The 16,040-nt window shown below is 62.3% G+C and carries 14 protein-coding genes; 10 read left to right on the top strand and 4 right to left on the bottom strand.

Annotation, left to right across the window (positions count from 1 at the left end; translation table 11 throughout):
* Window positions 1–198 precede the first annotated feature (198 nt).
* The 4 genes from EYV96_RS00990 to nth all read left to right on the top strand — a co-directional run bounded on the left by EYV96_RS00990 (window position 199) and on the right by nth (window position 4,244).
* Entirely contained in the window at window positions 199–726 is a 528-nt protein-coding gene (locus EYV96_RS00990; protein ID WP_131149667.1) for a metal-dependent hydrolase, read from the top strand.
* A gap of 57 nt (window positions 727–783) precedes the next feature.
* Window positions 784–2,880, top strand: a complete 2,097-nt coding sequence (metG, locus tag EYV96_RS00985; RefSeq protein ID WP_131149666.1) for a methionine--tRNA ligase — start codon at window positions 784–786, stop codon at window positions 2,878–2,880.
* A 108-nt stretch (window positions 2,881–2,988) separates the two neighbouring features.
* Window positions 2,989–3,606: an RnfABCDGE type electron transport complex subunit B gene (locus EYV96_RS00980; protein ID WP_131149665.1), complete on the top strand. Its 618-nt coding sequence runs from the start codon at window positions 2,989–2,991 to the stop codon at window positions 3,604–3,606.
* A complete protein-coding gene (gene nth, locus EYV96_RS00975; protein ID WP_131149664.1) occupies window positions 3,603–4,244 on the top strand; it encodes an endonuclease III in 642 nt (213 codons plus the stop codon). Before EYV96_RS00980 ends, nth begins: the two co-directional genes overlap by 4 nt.
* 643 nt (window positions 4,245–4,887) lie before the next feature.
* On the opposite strand, the gene EYV96_RS00970 is transcribed toward nth, so the two are convergent.
* From EYV96_RS00970 to EYV96_RS00960, 3 genes are all read right to left on the bottom strand, one after another.
* The gene (locus EYV96_RS00970) at window positions 4,888–6,411 is read right to left on the bottom strand and encodes a SulP family inorganic anion transporter (protein WP_131149663.1); all 1,524 of its coding nucleotides are present in this window, start codon (window positions 6,409–6,411) and stop codon (window positions 4,888–4,890) included.
* Window positions 6,412–6,423: 12 nt separating this feature from the next.
* Complete coding sequence (locus tag EYV96_RS00965; protein ID WP_131149662.1) at window positions 6,424–7,101, bottom strand: carbonic anhydrase; 678 nt, start codon at window positions 7,099–7,101, stop codon at window positions 6,424–6,426.
* A 186-nt stretch (window positions 7,102–7,287) separates the two neighbouring features.
* The gene (locus EYV96_RS00960; RefSeq protein WP_131149661.1) at window positions 7,288–7,587 is read right to left on the bottom strand and encodes a hypothetical protein; all 300 of its coding nucleotides are present in this window, start codon (window positions 7,585–7,587) and stop codon (window positions 7,288–7,290) included.
* A 426-nt stretch (window positions 7,588–8,013) separates the two neighbouring features.
* Between EYV96_RS00960 and EYV96_RS00955 the strand changes: the two genes are divergently transcribed.
* Window positions 8,014–9,435, top strand: coding sequence for a porin (locus EYV96_RS00955; protein ID WP_131149660.1), 1,422 nt, complete (start codon window positions 8,014–8,016; stop codon window positions 9,433–9,435).
* Window positions 9,436–9,596: 161 nt separating this feature from the next.
* On the opposite strand, the gene EYV96_RS00950 is transcribed toward EYV96_RS00955, so the two are convergent.
* Entirely contained in the window at window positions 9,597–10,961 is a 1,365-nt protein-coding gene (locus EYV96_RS00950) for a carbohydrate porin (RefSeq protein WP_131149659.1), read from the bottom strand.
* Between the two features lie 210 nt (window positions 10,962–11,171).
* Between EYV96_RS00950 and rnt the strand changes: the two genes are divergently transcribed.
* The 5 genes from rnt (at window position 11,172) to pstB (ending at window position 16,023) form a co-directional block, all read left to right on the top strand.
* On the top strand, window positions 11,172–11,831 hold the full coding sequence (gene rnt, locus EYV96_RS00945) for a ribonuclease T (protein ID WP_131149658.1): 660 nt from the start codon (window positions 11,172–11,174) through the stop codon (window positions 11,829–11,831).
* Window positions 11,832–12,128: 297 nt separating this feature from the next.
* Window positions 12,129–13,163: a phosphate ABC transporter substrate-binding protein PstS gene (pstS, locus tag EYV96_RS00940; RefSeq protein ID WP_425478688.1), complete on the top strand. Its 1,035-nt coding sequence runs from the start codon at window positions 12,129–12,131 to the stop codon at window positions 13,161–13,163.
* Window positions 13,164–13,329: 166 nt separating this feature from the next.
* Window positions 13,330–14,343 carry a phosphate ABC transporter permease subunit PstC gene (gene pstC, locus EYV96_RS00935; RefSeq protein WP_131149657.1) on the top strand — a complete coding sequence of 338 codons (1,014 nt, stop codon included), beginning with the start codon at window positions 13,330–13,332 and terminating at the stop codon, window positions 14,341–14,343.
* Window positions 14,343–15,215 carry a phosphate ABC transporter permease PstA gene (gene pstA / locus EYV96_RS00930; RefSeq protein WP_131149656.1) on the top strand — a complete coding sequence of 291 codons (873 nt, stop codon included), beginning with the start codon at window positions 14,343–14,345 and terminating at the stop codon, window positions 15,213–15,215. The genes pstC and pstA overlap by 1 nt, the downstream gene beginning before the upstream one ends.
* Window positions 15,208–16,023, top strand: coding sequence for a phosphate ABC transporter ATP-binding protein PstB (gene pstB / locus EYV96_RS00925; RefSeq protein WP_131149655.1), 816 nt, complete (start codon window positions 15,208–15,210; stop codon window positions 16,021–16,023). The genes pstA and pstB overlap by 8 nt, the downstream gene beginning before the upstream one ends.
* Window positions 16,024–16,040 lie beyond the last annotated feature (17 nt).

The raw sequence follows: 16,040 nt of genomic DNA, 5'->3' as shown, positions 1-16,040 counted from the left end.
GTCCAAAGAAATCGGAAACTTCGTGCATGACTATACACAATCATGCACACATCAGCAACCGACGCAGGGCGAGCTCGACCCACCTGCCCTTTCCGTGCCCCCGACGGCGGCCATCGACTGGGAACAAAGACCCGGACATCATGGCCACGTTCCGGCGATAACCGGACGAAGGCATCCGTCACAAGGAACCCGACCGCCATGCCAACCATCATCACGCATGCCCTTTTGCCACTGACGGCCGGACTCGCCGCCGGCCCGCATCGCGTATCCCGACAGTTGATGGTGGCCGGAGCCGTTGCAGCGATGCTTCCCGATGCCGATGTCGTGTCGTTCTGGCTGGGCATTCCCTATGCCAGCGACTTCGGTCACCGCGGCGCCACGCACTCGGTGGTGTTCGCGGCATCCCTCGGGCTACTGGCGGTGCTCGGCCGACGCAGTCTTCGCGCACCGGGCTGGCTGGCGGGACTCTTTGTGGGCGCCTCCGCGCTCTCCCACCCATTGCTGGACGCCATGACCAACGGCGGGCGCGGCGTCGCGCTCGCATGGCCCTTCGAACCCGATCGCTTCTTTTTTTCCTGGCGCCCGATTGAGGTATCTCCGATCGGGGCGCGCTTCCTCAGCACCGCTGGCCTGCACACGCTCGTTTCGGAGATGGCCTGGGTCTGGCTGCCCTGCGTGCTACTGGGTGCACTCGCCTGGGCCGTGGGACGCGCGAAACGACGCTGACGCCCTCATTTGGCACCCCATGCCATAATGTTCAATCCACTCACCGCCCACGAAGCCATGTCCCGCCGACTCCTCGTTACGAACGCCCTGCCCTATGCCAACGGCCCGCTGCACCTGGGTCATATGCTGGGCTACATCCAGGCTGACATCTGGGTGCGCGCGCAGCGAATGCAGGGCAACGAGACGGTGTACGTGTGCGCGGACGATGCGCACGGCACGCCCATCATGTTGGCGGCCGAGAAGGCCGGGCTCACGCCAGAGGCGTATATCGAAGGCATTCGCGTCGAGCACGAGGCGGACTTCGCCGCGTTTGGCGTGGCCTTCGACCACTATCACTCGACCCACTCGGAAGAAAATCGCGAGCTGGCGTCGATGATCTACACGCGCCTGCGCGATGCCGGCTATATCGCCCGCCGCAGCATCCAGCAGCTGTTCGATCCGGAAAAGGACATGTTCCTGCCGGATCGCTACATCAAGGGCGTCTGCCCCAATTGCGGCACGGCCGACCAGTACGGCGACAACTGCGAGAACTGCGGCGCGACGTACGCCCCGACCGACCTGATCAACCCGTACTCGGTGATGTCCGGCGCCACGCCAGTGCTTCGCGATTCGGAGCACTACTTCTTCGAACTCAGCAAGTTCGAGCCACTGCTGCGCGACTGGTTTGGCGGCAAGTTCACCGACGGCAAGCCGGTCGCCAACAGCAGCGTCGTGGCGAAGCTGGCCGAATGGCTGGACGGTGGCCTGAAGGACTGGGACATCTCACGTGATGCGCCCTACTTCGGCTTTCCCATTCCCGATGCGCCGGGCAAGTACTTCTATGTCTGGCTGGACGCACCGATCGGCTACCTCGCCAGCTTCAAGGCCCTGTGCGATCGCACGGGCCTCAAGTTCGACGATTTCCTGGCGGCCAGCAGTCGCGCGGAAATGCATCACTTCATCGGCAAGGACATCATCAACTTCCACGGCCTGTTCTGGCCGGCCATGTTGCATGGCGCGGGTTTGCGCACGCCCACGGCGTTGCACGTCAATGGATACCTGACGGTCAACGGCGCGAAGATGTCCAAGTCGCGCGGCACCTTCATCAAGGCGCGCACTTTCCTCGACAACAACCTGCACCCGGAATTCCTGCGCTACTACTTCGCCACGATGCTCGGCGACACGCCGGTCGACGTCGACCTGGACCTTAAGTCGTTCGAGGATCGCGTCAATTCGCATCTGGTCGGCAAGTGGGTAAACATCGCCAGCCGTACCGCGGGCTTCATCGCCAAGCACTTCGAAGGTCGCCTTGCGCCCGCATTCGGCAAGGAAGAAGCGGAGCTGTGGCACGTCTTGCTGAGCCACTACAGTGACGTCGCCGCGCTTTACGACCAGGGCGAGTTCGCCGAAGTGATGCGCAAATTCGTCCTGATGGCCGACCTGGTCAACGGGCACATCGCCACCAAGGCGCCCTGGGTCATGGCAAAAGATCCGGCCCGCACGGAAGAGCTCCATCAGGTGTGCTCGTTTGCGCTGGCCGCTTTCCGCATGCTTGGCGGCCTGCTCAAGCCCGTGCTGCCGGAGACCGTCGCCGCTGCCGAGCGCTTTCTCGCCGCACCGATCAACGGATTCGACGATGCCTGCGCCGAACTGCACAATCACACTGTCAACGCGTTCGAGCCTCTGCTCAGTCGCATCGACAGCAAGAACATCGAGGCCATGGTGGAGGCGTCCCGCGAGTCGCTCGGCGCCCCGGAAGTTCAACCCAAGCCTCTGTCCAGGAAATCCAGGGAGTCCAGCAAGACCATGACCGACACTGCCCAGCCAGCCGCCGAAGGCGTCGCCACCATCAACATCGACGACTTCGTCAAGCTCGACCTGCGCATCGGCAAGGTGCTTGCCTGTGAGTTTGTCGATGGCTCGGACAAGTTGCTGCGCTTCCAGCTCGATGCCGGCCCGCTCGGCGAGCGCCAGATCTTCTCGGGCATTCGCGCCGCTTACGGCGAGCCCGAAAAGCTGGTTGGACGCAACGTCGTCTTCATCGCCAACCTGGCGCCGCGCAAGATGCGCTTCGGCTTGTCGGAAGGCATGATTCTTTCCGCAGGTGAGGGTGGCGCCGATTTGTTCCTGCTGGACGCTGATCAGGGCGCGCAGCCCGGCGCTACGGTTCGTTGATATCGCGGGGAGCGCGCCGATCGCGCTCCCCCATCCGTTTATTGTTCATCGTTTTCAACGGGGGCAGCGATGCCACCGTACTCGCCAGGCACTTCCGCCAAGCACGTCATGAGCCCATCGGCACCGACCCTCGCAGATCGTATCGACGCCATACTGCCGCAGACGCAGTGCGAGCAATGTGGTTTCCATGGCTGCCGCCCCTATGCCGAGGCCATCGCGCTGGGCGAAGCACCGATCAATCGTTGCCCGCCCGGTGGGGCCGAAGGTATCGCGCGACTGGCCGCCCTCCTGACTCTGCCCGCGCTTCCACTCGATCCTGAGCATGGCGTGGAAAAGCCGCGCATGCTTGCGCGCGTGGTGGAGAACCAGTGCATCGGCTGCACCAAGTGCATCCAGGCCTGTCCGGTGGACGCTATCGTCGGCGCTGCCAAGTTGATGCATACCGTGCTTTCGGACGACTGCACGGGCTGCGAACTATGTGTACCCGCCTGCCCCGTCGACTGCATCGTGCTGGAGCCCATGTCGCTCTCTCAGGTCAACGATCCGGACCATGCCGATGCGGCACGTTCGCATTTCCAGCGACGCGAAGCACGATTGGCGGAGGAGCGCGCTGAACGCGAAGCGGCCCTGGCTGCCCAAAAGGCCCAGGTAGCTGCCATCAAGGAGAACCCGGTACTGGCCGCGCTCGCTCGTGCCAAGGCCCGGCAACAGGAACGCAAGCCGTGAAGAAAGCCGACATCGTCGAACTGTTCACCCGCCTGCAAGAACTTGATCCGCACCCCACGACGGAACTCGAATACAGCACGCCTTTCGAGCTGCTGGTCGCCGTGGTGTTGTCAGCCCAGGCGACCGACGTGGGTGTCAACAAGGCCACGCGCAAGCTTTATCCCGTGGCCAACACACCTCGTGCGATCCTGAAGCTCGGCGAGGAGAAGCTGAAGAAGTACATCAGCACCATCGGCCTGTTCAACAGCAAGGCGAAAAATGTCATCGCCCTGTGCCAGATCCTGGTCGATCAGTACGACAGCGCGGTGCCGGATACGCGCGAGGCGTTGGAAGCCCTTCCCGGCGTGGGTCGCAAGACGGCGAACGTCGTACTGAATACCGCCTTCGGCCACCCAACCATTGCCGTCGACACGCATATCTTTCGCGTCGCCAACCGCACGGGCCTCGCGCCAGGCAAGGATGTCCGCGCTGTCGAAGACAAACTGGAAAAGGTCATTCCCAAGGAATTTAAGCAGGACGCCCATCACTGGCTGATCCTGCACGGGCGTTACGTGTGCAAGGCACGCAAGCCCAATTGTCCCGAATGTGTGATTCGAGATCTTTGCCGGTTCAAGGACAAGACCGTCGCTGCGGAGTAAGCAAGCACCGCCGCACGACATCAGACCTACGCGAATGCATCATGGCTGCACGTCACTTCCCAACGTTGGCGCGGCAAGCTCGTCTTCCCAGACGCGACGCCGATGGTTCGGGTGATGTGCTCGATGGCGCGTTTCAGGGCGTTCCTGCGTAGCGCATGACCTTCGGCCATGTGGCCTTGTTCAAGTGACTCGATGCTGTGCGCGCGCAAGTGCGGTCGCGTCCAGGCCGTTGCTGACGCAGGCAAGACGTTGCGGCGAACAGATCGCATGCGGATATCCGACAAGGGCCGTGTGATCAAAAAATCACCGTCCGTTCCGCCGATCGGTGCCAAGGGGGAGGCACTGGGGGTGATGCAACGGAACGAACGGCTACCAAAGTCGGCGAGCTGCACCCATGCAACGGCCGCCGACACTTACTACAAGTGCAACAAGGGAAAAGCGTAAGAAGTAAGGAGCAAGCAGTGCGGGTCGGGCGTGGCAGAGACACTTCCGGCCAACCCCTTACCCCTTGCCTCGGGTGCCTTTGAAAAAACCGCCGTCCGTTTCGATGTCCATGCCAAGGGGGAGGCAGTCGGGGAGGAAACATCGAAACGGACGGCACAAGTCGGTAGCCCGCACCCATGTAACGGGCTACCGATGCTCATCAGGCAGCCTTGGCGGTAACGCCAGCCTGCCCTTCGACACGACGCTCCAGCTCGTGCCAGTCCACTACCAACTCGCATCCACGCGACTTGGCATTGCGACTCCAGTCGCGCAGCAGCTCAAAGCTGGCCTGATCGACATGCTGCAGCTCGTCCATCACGACGTGCAGACGCGTGTTCGGCGGAACCTGTTCCAACGTGCGCGCCATCGACGGCACCTTGAGGAAGGTGGCGATGCCCGTCAGATGCAGCGAACGCGAGTCCGGTTCGGCGTGCTCGCCCAGGTTGACCTTCAGGCGCGAGGAAAGCAGCGCAAGACGGAACAACGACAGCGCGAAGCCCACCAGCACACCTGCCAGCAGATCGGTGGCCACAATGGCAACCGTGGTTACCACGAAGATCAGTGCCGTGCCCTTGCCGTAGGCGGCGAACTGCTTCACCTGCTTGAAGTTCACCATCTTGATGCCGGTGAACACGAGGATGCCGGCGAGGCAGGCGACGGGCGTCATGCGCATCAGCCACGGAAGCAGCATCGCAAAGACCAGGATCCAGCCACCATGCATGATCGCCGCCATGCGCGTCGCGGAACCTGCCTGCACATTGGCCGCACTGCGCACGATGACGCCGGTCATTGGCAAGGCGCCGAGGAAGCCACACAGCATGTTGCCCACGCCCTGCGCCGTCAGCTCACGGTCGTAGTTGGTACGGGCACCGTCATGCATGCGATCGACCGCAGCAGCGGACAGCAATGTCTCAGCACTGGCGATGAATGCGAAGGTGAGCGCGGCAATCAGCAACGAAGGCTCAAGCAGGCTGCCGAGGCTAGTGAACGTCGGCAATGACACGGCCGAGAACAGATTGCTCGGCACATCCACCTTATTCACGTTCACGCCCTGGAACTGCACGAACGCCGTCACTGCCACCACGGCAAGCAACGCACCCGGCACGAAGCGGAGCTTCTGCGGGCGCAGCTTTTCCCAGCCCAGCATGATCGCGATGGTGGCAAGGCCAACTCCCAGCGCGGCCATGCCGGTGCCCTGACCCGAGAACGCTGTCTGCAAGGCACTCGGCAACGCGGTGAAGTTCTCGAGACCGCGCGCCATAGGCTTGGCGTCCAGCATCACGTGCGCCTGCGACGCCACGATCAGGATGCCAATGCCCGACAGCATGCCGGCGACAACAGCGGGGGATGTCATGCGAAACCAGATGCCGACGCGACAAAGGCCCGCGGCAACCTGGATCAGACCGGCGAGCAAGACAACGGGACCCAGCGCCATGATGCCGTGCTCGCGCACCAACTCGAACACCAGCACCGCCAGGCCCGCTGCAGGTCCGGAGACCTGCAGCGGCGAACCCGCAATGAAGCCCACCACGATGCCGCCGATGATGCCGGTGATCAGGCCCGCGGCGGGCGGCATGCCCGAGGCAATGGCGATACCCATACACAGGGGCAGCGCCACCAGGAAAACCACGATCGAGCCAAGGAAGTCACGGCTGAACAGGTTTGAAGTGAAGTAACCACGCATGGATTGTTCTCCTTACCCAACCGCCACGCTGGCGAAACGCGCATGCGGCGTCGCCACGGGCATTTCGTTGCTGTTGGGATCGAACGTCACGAAGCGACCCTTGTTCGGGTCGAACATGTGCAGGTCAGCGTTCGCAATGTCATACACCCAGCCATGGATGCTCAGCGTGCCGTTGGCCATGCTGGCGGCAACGGCGGGCAACGTGCGCAGATGCTCCAGCTGACCGACGACGTTTTCCTCGGTCAGGCGACGCAGCGCCTCATCGCCCTTGAGTTCCGGGCAGTTTTCGGCAACGACATAGCGCGCGACGTCCGCATGCTTCATCCACGCCGCCACCGACGGCATGTGCTGCACCTTGTCCGGCGCCTGGAGCGCTTTCATCGCGCCGCAGTCGGAATGACCGCAGATGACGATGTGGCGGACATTGAGGACTTTCACCGCGTACTCGATGGCTGCGACGACACCGCTGACGTGCTGGGCGTACGGCGGCACGATGTTGCCGATGTTGCGGTAAACGAAAATCTCGCCCGGCAGCGCCGAAAAGATCATCTCAGGCATCACGCGCGAATCGGCGCACGTAATGAACAAGGTATGCGGGCTCTGGCCCGTCGCCAGTTTCTTGAACAGCTCACGCTGCCCCGGAAAGACGGTGCGACGAAAATTTTCAAAACCGGCAAGCAAACGTTCCATGGTCTTACTCCAAGCAAAGGGGGACTTGGGCGGCCAACGGCCACCACAGGGGAATTCGGATAGGAGGAGCCTTCTGGCAGCGCGCGCAGGCGCACGAAGGCACAGGCAGTACGGCTGCCTGGAAAACGCGCACGCAACATCTCACTGCGACAGCCGAGCTGCCGACAATGAGCCTACGCGCGGGGATTACACCTCAGGAGGTGGGGATACGAGGCCCAGAGGGCTCTCACGGAGCACGGGTGCGTGTCCGATGGCAACGGCGGGAGCGCGCACATGCGAGGCCTCCCACGGGAATGGCTCGACCATGATGTCGTCGAGGCATTGATCGTCGACAACAAAACTGCCGCCGTCCAGATCACCGGCCTTGTCGGCCGAATCCTGCCCCACCCACGACACCGAGGTCAGCGAGGAGCCGGAGGTCGGCCACTTGCTGATGCTCTGCGTCATCGAGGCAAGCGTCACCAGCACGCCGAAGAGGCATGCCATCCAGACGACTAGGACTCGGGAGGGACGGGGAAGATGCATCGCAAAAAGATACGAATAACCTGATGTCTATGGCAAGGGACTTTACCTGACTTTTGTGACAGAAAACGACGATCCTGAAGAATCGGACTCGCCCTATTCAGATTCACATCGCCGAATTCAGCCTAAAGACAATCAGTTAACGAAGATGGTTCCGCGCCACCCGATGTGATTGCGACTCCCGGATGTCACAAAAGAGACATGCGCGCACCCTAGTCTCCCGCCCGGTTTCCGCAAGTTCTTGCGCTCTGTCGTCGGGGCAGAGCCCATCGAACAGCGAAAGCCATGCCACCTGCATCGCAAGCATGACCACCGGTGAGCGCCGAAAGGACTCGCCCCGGGACCGTTTGCGCCTCCAAACCGGGCTGAACCTACTTCCCAGGACCCAGCATGAAACCCAACAAACTTGCCCTGACAATCGGGTTGGCTACGGCCGGCCTCTTCACTCAGGAGCTCTTCGCCAACACCATCGACTTGTACGTCGACCGCAAGACGCAGCAGATCTACGCACAGCCTGGCCCGGACAGGGTCAAGCTCGGTACGTTCAAGCAGGTGGAAGAAGGTTCAGCCGGGCCTGCTGAGGTCACAGCGATCGCCGCATCGCCCGCATCCAGTACACACGTGCAAGCCAGCCCCACCGTAGCCAGCACACCCACGCCCGGCACCACCTCGTCAAAGAAGTGGTACGACAAGCTCTCCCTGCGCGGCTACACGCAGCTGCGCCTCAACCAGGGCGTCGGTGGCGATGCCGCGGATCTTCGCGCGCCCGGTGACCGCTTCCTCGGCGACAACCAGAATTTCGGCATTCGCCGTGCGCGCCTGGTGGTCAGTGGCGACGTCGCTGACAACGTATCGATCTATCTGCAACCCGATTTCGCGAGCACCCCGTCAGGCTCGAGTACGAGCAACTTTGCCCAGCTGCGCGACGCCTATGCCGATATCTATTTCGACAAAGACAAGGAATTCCGCGCACGCGCCGGACAATCCAAGGTGCCCTACGGCTGGGAAAACCTGCAGTCCAGCCAGAATCGCATTGCGCCGGACCGTGCCGATGCGCTCAATTCAGGCGTTCGCGACGAACGCGACCTGGGCGTCTTTTTCTACTACGCGCCCAAGGAAACACGCGAACGCTTCGGATACCTGGTCAAGTCGGGCCTGAAAGGCTCCGGCGACTACGGCGTCGTTGGCCTGGGCTTCTACAACGGCCAGGGCGCCAATCGCGCTGAACAAAACAACAAGCTGCACACCGTGCTTCACCTGACCTACCCGTTCAAGCTTGCCAATGGGCAGTACTTCGAAGTCGGCGCCGACGCATACTCCGGGCGCTACAAGGTAGGTACGCCGACGGCGGTCAGCATCGGCGGCCAGACGTTTACACCCACGGTTGCCGCCTCGGCGAACGGGTCGCTCGATCAACGCGTTGCCGTGCACGCAATCTATTACCCGCAGCCTTTTGGCTTCCAGGCGGAATGGACTGTCGGACGCGGCCCCGAGCTGGATGTCGCGCGCAAGCAGATCCGGACGCAGTCCCTGCGCGGCGGTTACGTCCAGGCGATGTACAAGCTGGATGGCTCGTACGGCACGCTGATGCCTTACGTGAAATGGCAGACGTACAACGGCGCATCCAAATTCGATACCAATGCGCCGTCGATGCTGGTCAACGATCTGGAATTTGGCGCCGAATGGCAGCCTAACGCTGCGCTGGAAATCGCCTTGCTCTACGCCAACATGCGCCGAACGAATGTCACGGCCGCGCCGTATGCGCGCATCAAGGGAGATCTGGTGAGGCTGCAGCTGCAGGTCAACTACTGATTCATTTGATCGCGGAATGGGAAAGGCGGGCTTCGGCTCGCCTTTTCCGTTCCCGATGTTCAAACCTGCCATCGCCAAGAAAAGAAACGGCGAGCCGAGGCCCGCCGTTCCGAAAAGCTCCATCCGTGGGTAGAACTCCCTTCCGATACCCGTAAAACCGATCAGTAGGTCAGCAGACCCCAGAAACCGATTTCGTTCGTCTTGTAGGGGAAGTTGACCGTCGGCCCTTCCATCTTGTCGTACTTGTATGCAAACGCCAGCTTGAAATTCTTCAGCACGTCGTACGAGACACCGGCATTGTAGTAGGTGTCCTTCAGCTCATTGTGCGGACCGGTATTGGCCCAGTACTTGTATTCCACGTGATCGTAGCGAGCGAACAGAGCCCACTGCGGTGCGAAGCTCCAGTCGCCGAAGACCGAATAACCCTCGGCCTTGTCGCGGTTCACGACAGCGGTCGGCACGTTGTTCTTCAGGACATCGTCCCAGTTCTTCGCATTGAAGTACTCAGCACCCACGCCGAACGTCTTGTCGCGGTAGGCCACGAGCAAGTCGCCACGCGTGGCGTTCTGCGTCGGGGCACCGTTCTGGACGTCATTGCCGCGCTTGCCGCTGTAGCCACCGACGGCGATGACCATCTGCTCAATCGGCTGGTAACCGAAGCGGCCTTCCACGTCGACGCTCTGCGAGCGGCTCGGGTTGCGGAAGCCGCGACCGTTGACGACCGACAGCTGGTAGTTGATCGCGTTGTCACCGGCGGTCGCGCCCAGGGCATGCAGACCCCAGTCGGACGAGTTGCCGAACGAACCCACGCCCTGCGGCGCCACGCCCACCGTACCGCGACCACCGTCGATGCTGCGATCGGTGATGGTGTTCTCGAGGAAGCGGTAGCCGTACCACTTCTCGACGAACGGAATCCACGGCATGTCGGCCGCACCGAAGCGGACCGTGAAGAGCGGATCGAACTTGCCCTGCACGTAGGCCTTCTTCACGAAGAGGCTGGTCTGGCTCAGGGTCGACTGGTAGTTGAAGTCGGTGGTCAGGTTAGCCGACCAGACGTCGTCGAAGGTGTGATCAACCGACAGGTAGAAGCGCTTGACGTCGTAGCCCACGCCGTTCACCGAGCCATGGCCGTCCTTCTCCTGCATGCCGTTGGCGGTGTGTTCCTTGTGGTTCGCATTCGTCAGGTCGAAGAACATGGTGCCGCTGATCTTCGTGTTGTTGACGAACTTCTCGACGCTCGACACCTTCTTGTCGCTGGCCGCCTGGGCCTTCTGCACGGCCTCGACGTTCTGACCGGTGCTGACGTTGATGTCGGACTGAGCGTCCGTGCGCTCTTCAAGCTGAGCGACCTTGGCCTGAAGCTCGGCGAGCTGGGCCTTCAGTGCTTCGATTTCGGCATTCTTGGACGACTCCGCCTGGGCAGCCGGCTTCGCGACCTTCTTGGCCTGGGCCGGTTCAGCGGCCACGTGGAAGCTGACGACGCCCAAACCGGCAGCAATTGCCACCGCGAGCAACTTGGAACGCATGGGTGTTCTCCGCATGTTGGTAGTTGTGACCTGGACCGCCCCCTTTCGGCGACCAGGCTTGTAGGAATTGTCGGAAAGTCTGGAATCGACCCTTTACGCTTCGATGCCAGTTGTGTGACAGATCGAAGACAGCGCCGCCCTTTTTGAAACATCCCCATGACGCCGTGCTAACGGTTGGGGCCATCCGGGGGCCGCTGGTATGCTTCGCCGATGGAGAATCTCTGCAACAGCATGGCCGGCCGCATGGCCGAGCGCTTCCGCGGCTTCCTGCCGGTCGTCGTGGACGTGGAGACGGGCGGCTTCGACGCCGAGCGGGACGCCCTCCTGGAGATTGCGGCCATCACGCTCGACATGGATGCCGATGGCTACCTGCGCCCACGCCCGGCCGTATCGGCCCATGTGGAGCCCTTCCCCGGCGCCAATATCGACCCGCGAGCACTGGAAGTAACCGGCATCGATCCGGACAACCCGCTGCGTGGCGCACTCGATGAACGCCTCGCGCTGGACCATATCTTCAAGGCCGTTCGCGAGGCCATGCGCCACGCCGATTGCCAGCGCGCCATCCTGGTGGGCCACAACTCGGCGTTCGACCTGGGTTTTCTCAACGCCGCAGTGCGTCGCGTCGGTCACAAGCGCAATCCTTTCCATCCCTTCAGCAGTTTCGACACCGCGACCCTGAGCGGCCTGGCCTTCGGGCAGACCGTACTGAGCAAGGCCGTCCAGGCATCGGGGCACGTCTTCGATACCCGGGAAGCCCACTCGGCCATCTATGACGCCGAACGGACCGCCGAGCTGTTCTGCACTATCGTCAATCGGTGGCGCCGACTTGAGACTTTCGAGCGCGAGCACATCGGCCTGGGCGTCATCTGACCCCCCGCCCGGGCGCGCCGCCCCCGTTTGCGGCCGGCCCATCGCAAGAAACACCGTTACAGAACGTGCGCCATCGCATCGCGTGACGGCTCGCGGGCACGCGCCACAAAGCCAACGCAAGCGACTGTACGGCAACGAAAAACAGGGCTTCGAAACACCCTTGCACAGGCCAGGCTCCGGCTCGCCCGGGGCGCGATGTCATATAGCTGAAACAATTAACTCATTTCATTGCAACACGGCGCGCATGAAATACGGCCGGGCGGGAATCCCCCGAGACCCTTTTCCTAAGGAGCCACCGTGTTGACCTCTAAGCATTCTCTGACTCGCCTCGGCGCGACCGTCGCGTTCGCCGCGGCATCCATGTTTGGCATGTCGGCCCACGCCACGGACATCACCGGCGCGGGTTCGAGCTTCGTGTACCCGGTGCTTTCCAAGTGGTCCGCCGCGTACGCCGAGAAGACCGGCAACAAGCTGAACTACCAGTCGGTGGGTTCGGGCGCCGGCGTTGCGCAGATCAAGGAAGGCACCATCGACTTCGGCGCGACCGACGCTCCGCTGAAGGCTGAAGACCTCGAGAAGTTCGGCCTGGGCCAGTTCCCGGTCGTCGTTGGCGGCATCGTGCCGGTCGTGAACATCGACGGCATCAAGGCCGACTCGCTGCAGCTCGACGGCACCACCCTGGCCGACATCTTCCTGGGCAAGATCACCACCTGGAACGACCCCAAGATCACGGCGCAGAACCCGGGCCTCAACCTGCCGGCGAAGAAGATCACCGTCGTGCATCGCTCGGACGGTTCGGGCACCTCGTTCAACTTCACCAACTACCTCTCCAAGGTCAACAAGGAGTGGGCTGACAAGGTGAAGTTCGGCACGGCCGTCGAGTGGCCGACCGGCGTGGGTGGCAAGGGCAACGAAGGCGTGTCGCAGTACGTCAAGCAGATCAAGGGCTCGATCGGCTACGTCGAATACGCCTATGCCGTGAAGAACCAGATCGCCTGGGTTGACCTGAAGAACGCTTCCGGCGCCGTCATCAAGCCGAACGCCGAAGCCTTTGCCGCTGCCGCCGCCACCGCGGACTGGACCAGCGCCAAGGACTTCAACGTCATCATGACCAACGCCCCGGGCGCGCAGGCATGGCCGATCACGGCCACCACCTGGGTGGTCATGTACAAGAAGCCGAAGAACGCCGAGCACACCAAGGTGGCTTTCGAGTTCTTCAAGTGGGCGCTCGAGAACGGCCAGAAGGACGCCGCCTCGCTCGACTACGTCGCTCTGCCGGACACCCTGGTCAAGAAGATCCAGGCGTACTGGGGCAGCGAGTTCAAGCACTAATCTCCACCATGCCGGCGCCGTCATGGCGCCGGCAGGCCGGATGCACTTCCAGGCCGCCCCCTCGGACGATGGGGCGGCTTGTTGCTGAAAGAGACGCCACATACGCGTCATGTCGACCGGTTAGCGTGTACAACCGGCCCCGCAGAGATGGATGGACCGATTCCCCATGAACCAGGTTGCCGCAGCCGTACCGATCGCCCAGGAAACGCGCGCCCGCAAGGACGCCCGCGATGACAAGCTGTTCGGGTGGATGCTCAAGGCCTGCGCCCTGCTGGTGCTGGCCAGCCTGCTCGGCGCCGCCGGCGCTACCTTGTGGGGCGGCCGCGAAGCCTTCTCGACGTTTGGATTCGGATTCCTCACCAGTGGCGAATGGAACCCCAGCGACGACCGCTACGGTGCGCTCGTTCCGATCTTCGGCACTCTGGTTACCTCGTTTGTCGCGCTGCTGATCGCCGTTCCGGTGAGCTTCGGCATCGCGCTGTACCTCTCGGAGGTCGCGCCGGCATGGCTGCGCACCCCCGTGGCCTCGGCCATTGAACTCCTGGCGGGCATTCCTTCGATCATCTACGGCATGTGGGGCCTTTTCATCTTCGCCCCGTTCTTCGCCGATCACATCAAACCCTGGCTGACCAATTACCTCGGTAACGAACCGGACGACGGCAAGGTGTCGTGGGTCGCCGAGCACATCCCATTTATCGGCAAGATGTTCGGCAACGACAACCCCTTCGGCGGCAGCGTGCTTACCGCGGGCATCGTGCTGGCGGTGATGATCATCCCGTTCATCTCCTCGGTGATGCGCGAAGTGTTCCAGACCGTGCCGACGCGCCTGAAGGAGTCGGCCTATGCGCTGGGCTCCAGCACCTGGGAAGTGGCATGGGACATCGTGCTGCCCTATACGCGCTCGGCGGTGATCGGCGGCATTTTCCTGGGCCTCGGCCGCGCGCTCGGCGAAACGATGGCCGTGACCTTCATCATCGGCAACAAGATGAAGCTCTCGCCGTCCCTGCTCGATCCGGGCGCGTCGATCGCATCCACTATCGCCAACCAGTTCGGTGAGGCCGCTGGCCTCCAGAAATCCTCGCTGATGGCGCTGGCCTTCCTGCTCTTCGTGGTGACCTTCATCGTGCTGCTGATCGCCCGCCTCATGCTGCGTCGCCTTGCCCACAAGGAGGGTCGCTGATGAAATCGTCCGCGCTCTATCTCAAGCGTCGCATCACGAATGTCGTTGCGCTTGGCCTCAGCTCTTTCGCCACCCTGATCGGCCTGGTTTTCCTGGCCTGGATCCTGTGGGAAACGCTGCGCCAGGGCATCGGCGCGATGAACTGGAACCTGTTCACCAAGATTTCGGTGTATCGCGAAAACGGCGGCCTGGCCAACGCCATGGTCGGCAGCCTGATCATCAACTTCATCGGCATCGCCATCGCCACACCCATCGGCGTGATGGCCGGTGCGTGGCTGGCCGAATACGCCAACCGCACGCGCCTGGGCGAAGCGATCCGCTTCCTCAACGACATCCTGCTGTCGGCCCCGTCGATCGTGCTAGGCCTGTTCGTCTACACCATCATCGTGTTGCCGACGACCGCGCTGACCAACGGCTCGACCACTTTCTCCGGCTTTGCCGGCGGCGTGGCCCTCGCGCTCATCGCCCTGCCCGTCATTGTGCGCACCACGGATGAAATGCTGCGTCTGGTGCCTTCGACCTTGCGCGAAGCCGCGCTGTCGCTGGGCGTGCCGCAGTGGAAGCTAACCACGCAGATCCTGATGCGCGCATCGATGTCGGGCATCATCACCGGCGTACTGCTGGCCCTGGCGCGCATCAGCGGCGAAACCGCGCCGCTGCTGTTCACCGCCTTCGGCAACAACTTCATGACCTTCAACCCGATGGACAAGATGCCCTCGCTGCCGCAGGCGATCTACGAGTACACCAAGGACCCGGATCCGGCGATCAACGCCATCGCCTGGGCCGGTGCATTCGTGATCACCATGTTCGTGCTGGCGTTGAGCCTCGTTTCCCGTCTGATCCTTTCTCGCAACAAGGTGTCCCATGACTGAGTCCGCCGCCGCAGGCATCCATCCGCAGCCGACGGCCACGTCGACGCCGCTGGCACCGACCAAGCTGCAGGTGCGCGACCTGCACTTCTACTACAACGGTTTCCATGCGCTGAAAGGCATCAACATGGATATCCCGGAGAAGAAGGTCACGGCCATCATCGGTCCGTCCGGTTGCGGCAAGTCAACGCTGCTGCGCATCTTCAACCGCATCTACGCGATCTACCCCAAGCTCGAAGCCAAGGGCGAGATCATCCTGGACAACGAGAACATCCTCGACTCGCGCTACTCGATGAACAAGTTGCGCAGCAAGGTGGGCATGGTGTTCCAGAAGCCGGTACCGTTCCCGATGACCATCTTCGAGAACGTGGCCTACGGCATTCGCCACCACGAGCGCCTGTCGCGCGCCGACATGGACATTCGCGTCGAGCAGGCCTTGCGCAGTGCCGCGCTCTGGGACGAAGTGAAGGACAAGCTCAAGCAGAACGCGCTAGGCCTCTCCGGCGGCCAGCAGCAGCGTCTTTGCATCGCCCGCGGCATTGCGCTGAAGCCCGAAGTACTGCTGCTCGACGAACCAACTTCCGCCCTCGACCCGATTGCCACTGGCCGCATCGAGCAGCTGGTGGAAGAGCTCAAGAGCGAGTACACGATCGTCATCGTCACGCACAACATGCAGCAGGCGGCGCGCGTGTCCGACCTGACCGCCTTCATGTACCTTGGCGAGCTGATCGAGTTCGATCGCACCGAGAAAATCTTTACCAAGCCGACCAAGAAGCAGACCGAGGATTACATCACCGGACGCTTCGGCTAAGAGAGCCGGGAATAGGA

Source organism: Dyella terrae (genome assembly GCF_004322705.1).
GTDB lineage: Bacteria > Pseudomonadota > Gammaproteobacteria > Xanthomonadales > Rhodanobacteraceae > Dyella_D > Dyella_D terrae.
The sequence above is the reverse complement of the archived record's forward strand: the minus strand, read 5'-3'. Positions and strand labels throughout refer to the sequence as shown.

Excerpts from the sequence above, each read along its gene's own strand:
- EYV96_RS00990 (WP_131149667.1), top strand. The coding sequence starts at position 199 with ATGCCAACCATCATCACGCATGCCCTTTTGCCACTGACGGCCGGACTC.
- metG (WP_131149666.1), top strand. The coding sequence starts at position 784 with ATGTCCCGCCGACTCCTCGTTACGAACGCCCTGCCCTATGCCAACGGC.
- EYV96_RS00980 (WP_131149665.1), top strand. The coding sequence starts at position 2,989 with ATGAGCCCATCGGCACCGACCCTCGCAGATCGTATCGACGCCATACTG.
- EYV96_RS00970 (WP_131149663.1), bottom strand. The coding sequence starts at position 6,411 with ATGCGTGGTTACTTCACTTCAAACCTGTTCAGCCGTGACTTCCTTGGC.
- EYV96_RS00965 (WP_131149662.1), bottom strand. The coding sequence starts at position 7,101 with ATGGAACGTTTGCTTGCCGGTTTTGAAAATTTTCGTCGCACCGTCTTT.
- EYV96_RS00960 (WP_131149661.1), bottom strand. The coding sequence starts at position 7,587 with ATGGCATGCCTCTTCGGCGTGCTGGTGACGCTTGCCTCGATGACGCAG.
- EYV96_RS00955 (WP_131149660.1), top strand. The coding sequence starts at position 8,014 with ATGAAACCCAACAAACTTGCCCTGACAATCGGGTTGGCTACGGCCGGC.
- EYV96_RS00950 (WP_131149659.1), bottom strand. The coding sequence starts at position 10,961 with ATGCGTTCCAAGTTGCTCGCGGTGGCAATTGCTGCCGGTTTGGGCGTC.
- rnt (WP_131149658.1), top strand. The coding sequence starts at position 11,172 with ATGGAGAATCTCTGCAACAGCATGGCCGGCCGCATGGCCGAGCGCTTC.
- pstC (WP_131149657.1), top strand. The coding sequence starts at position 13,330 with ATGAACCAGGTTGCCGCAGCCGTACCGATCGCCCAGGAAACGCGCGCC.
- pstA (WP_131149656.1), top strand. The coding sequence starts at position 14,343 with ATGAAATCGTCCGCGCTCTATCTCAAGCGTCGCATCACGAATGTCGTT.
- pstB (WP_131149655.1), top strand. The coding sequence starts at position 15,208 with ATGACTGAGTCCGCCGCCGCAGGCATCCATCCGCAGCCGACGGCCACG.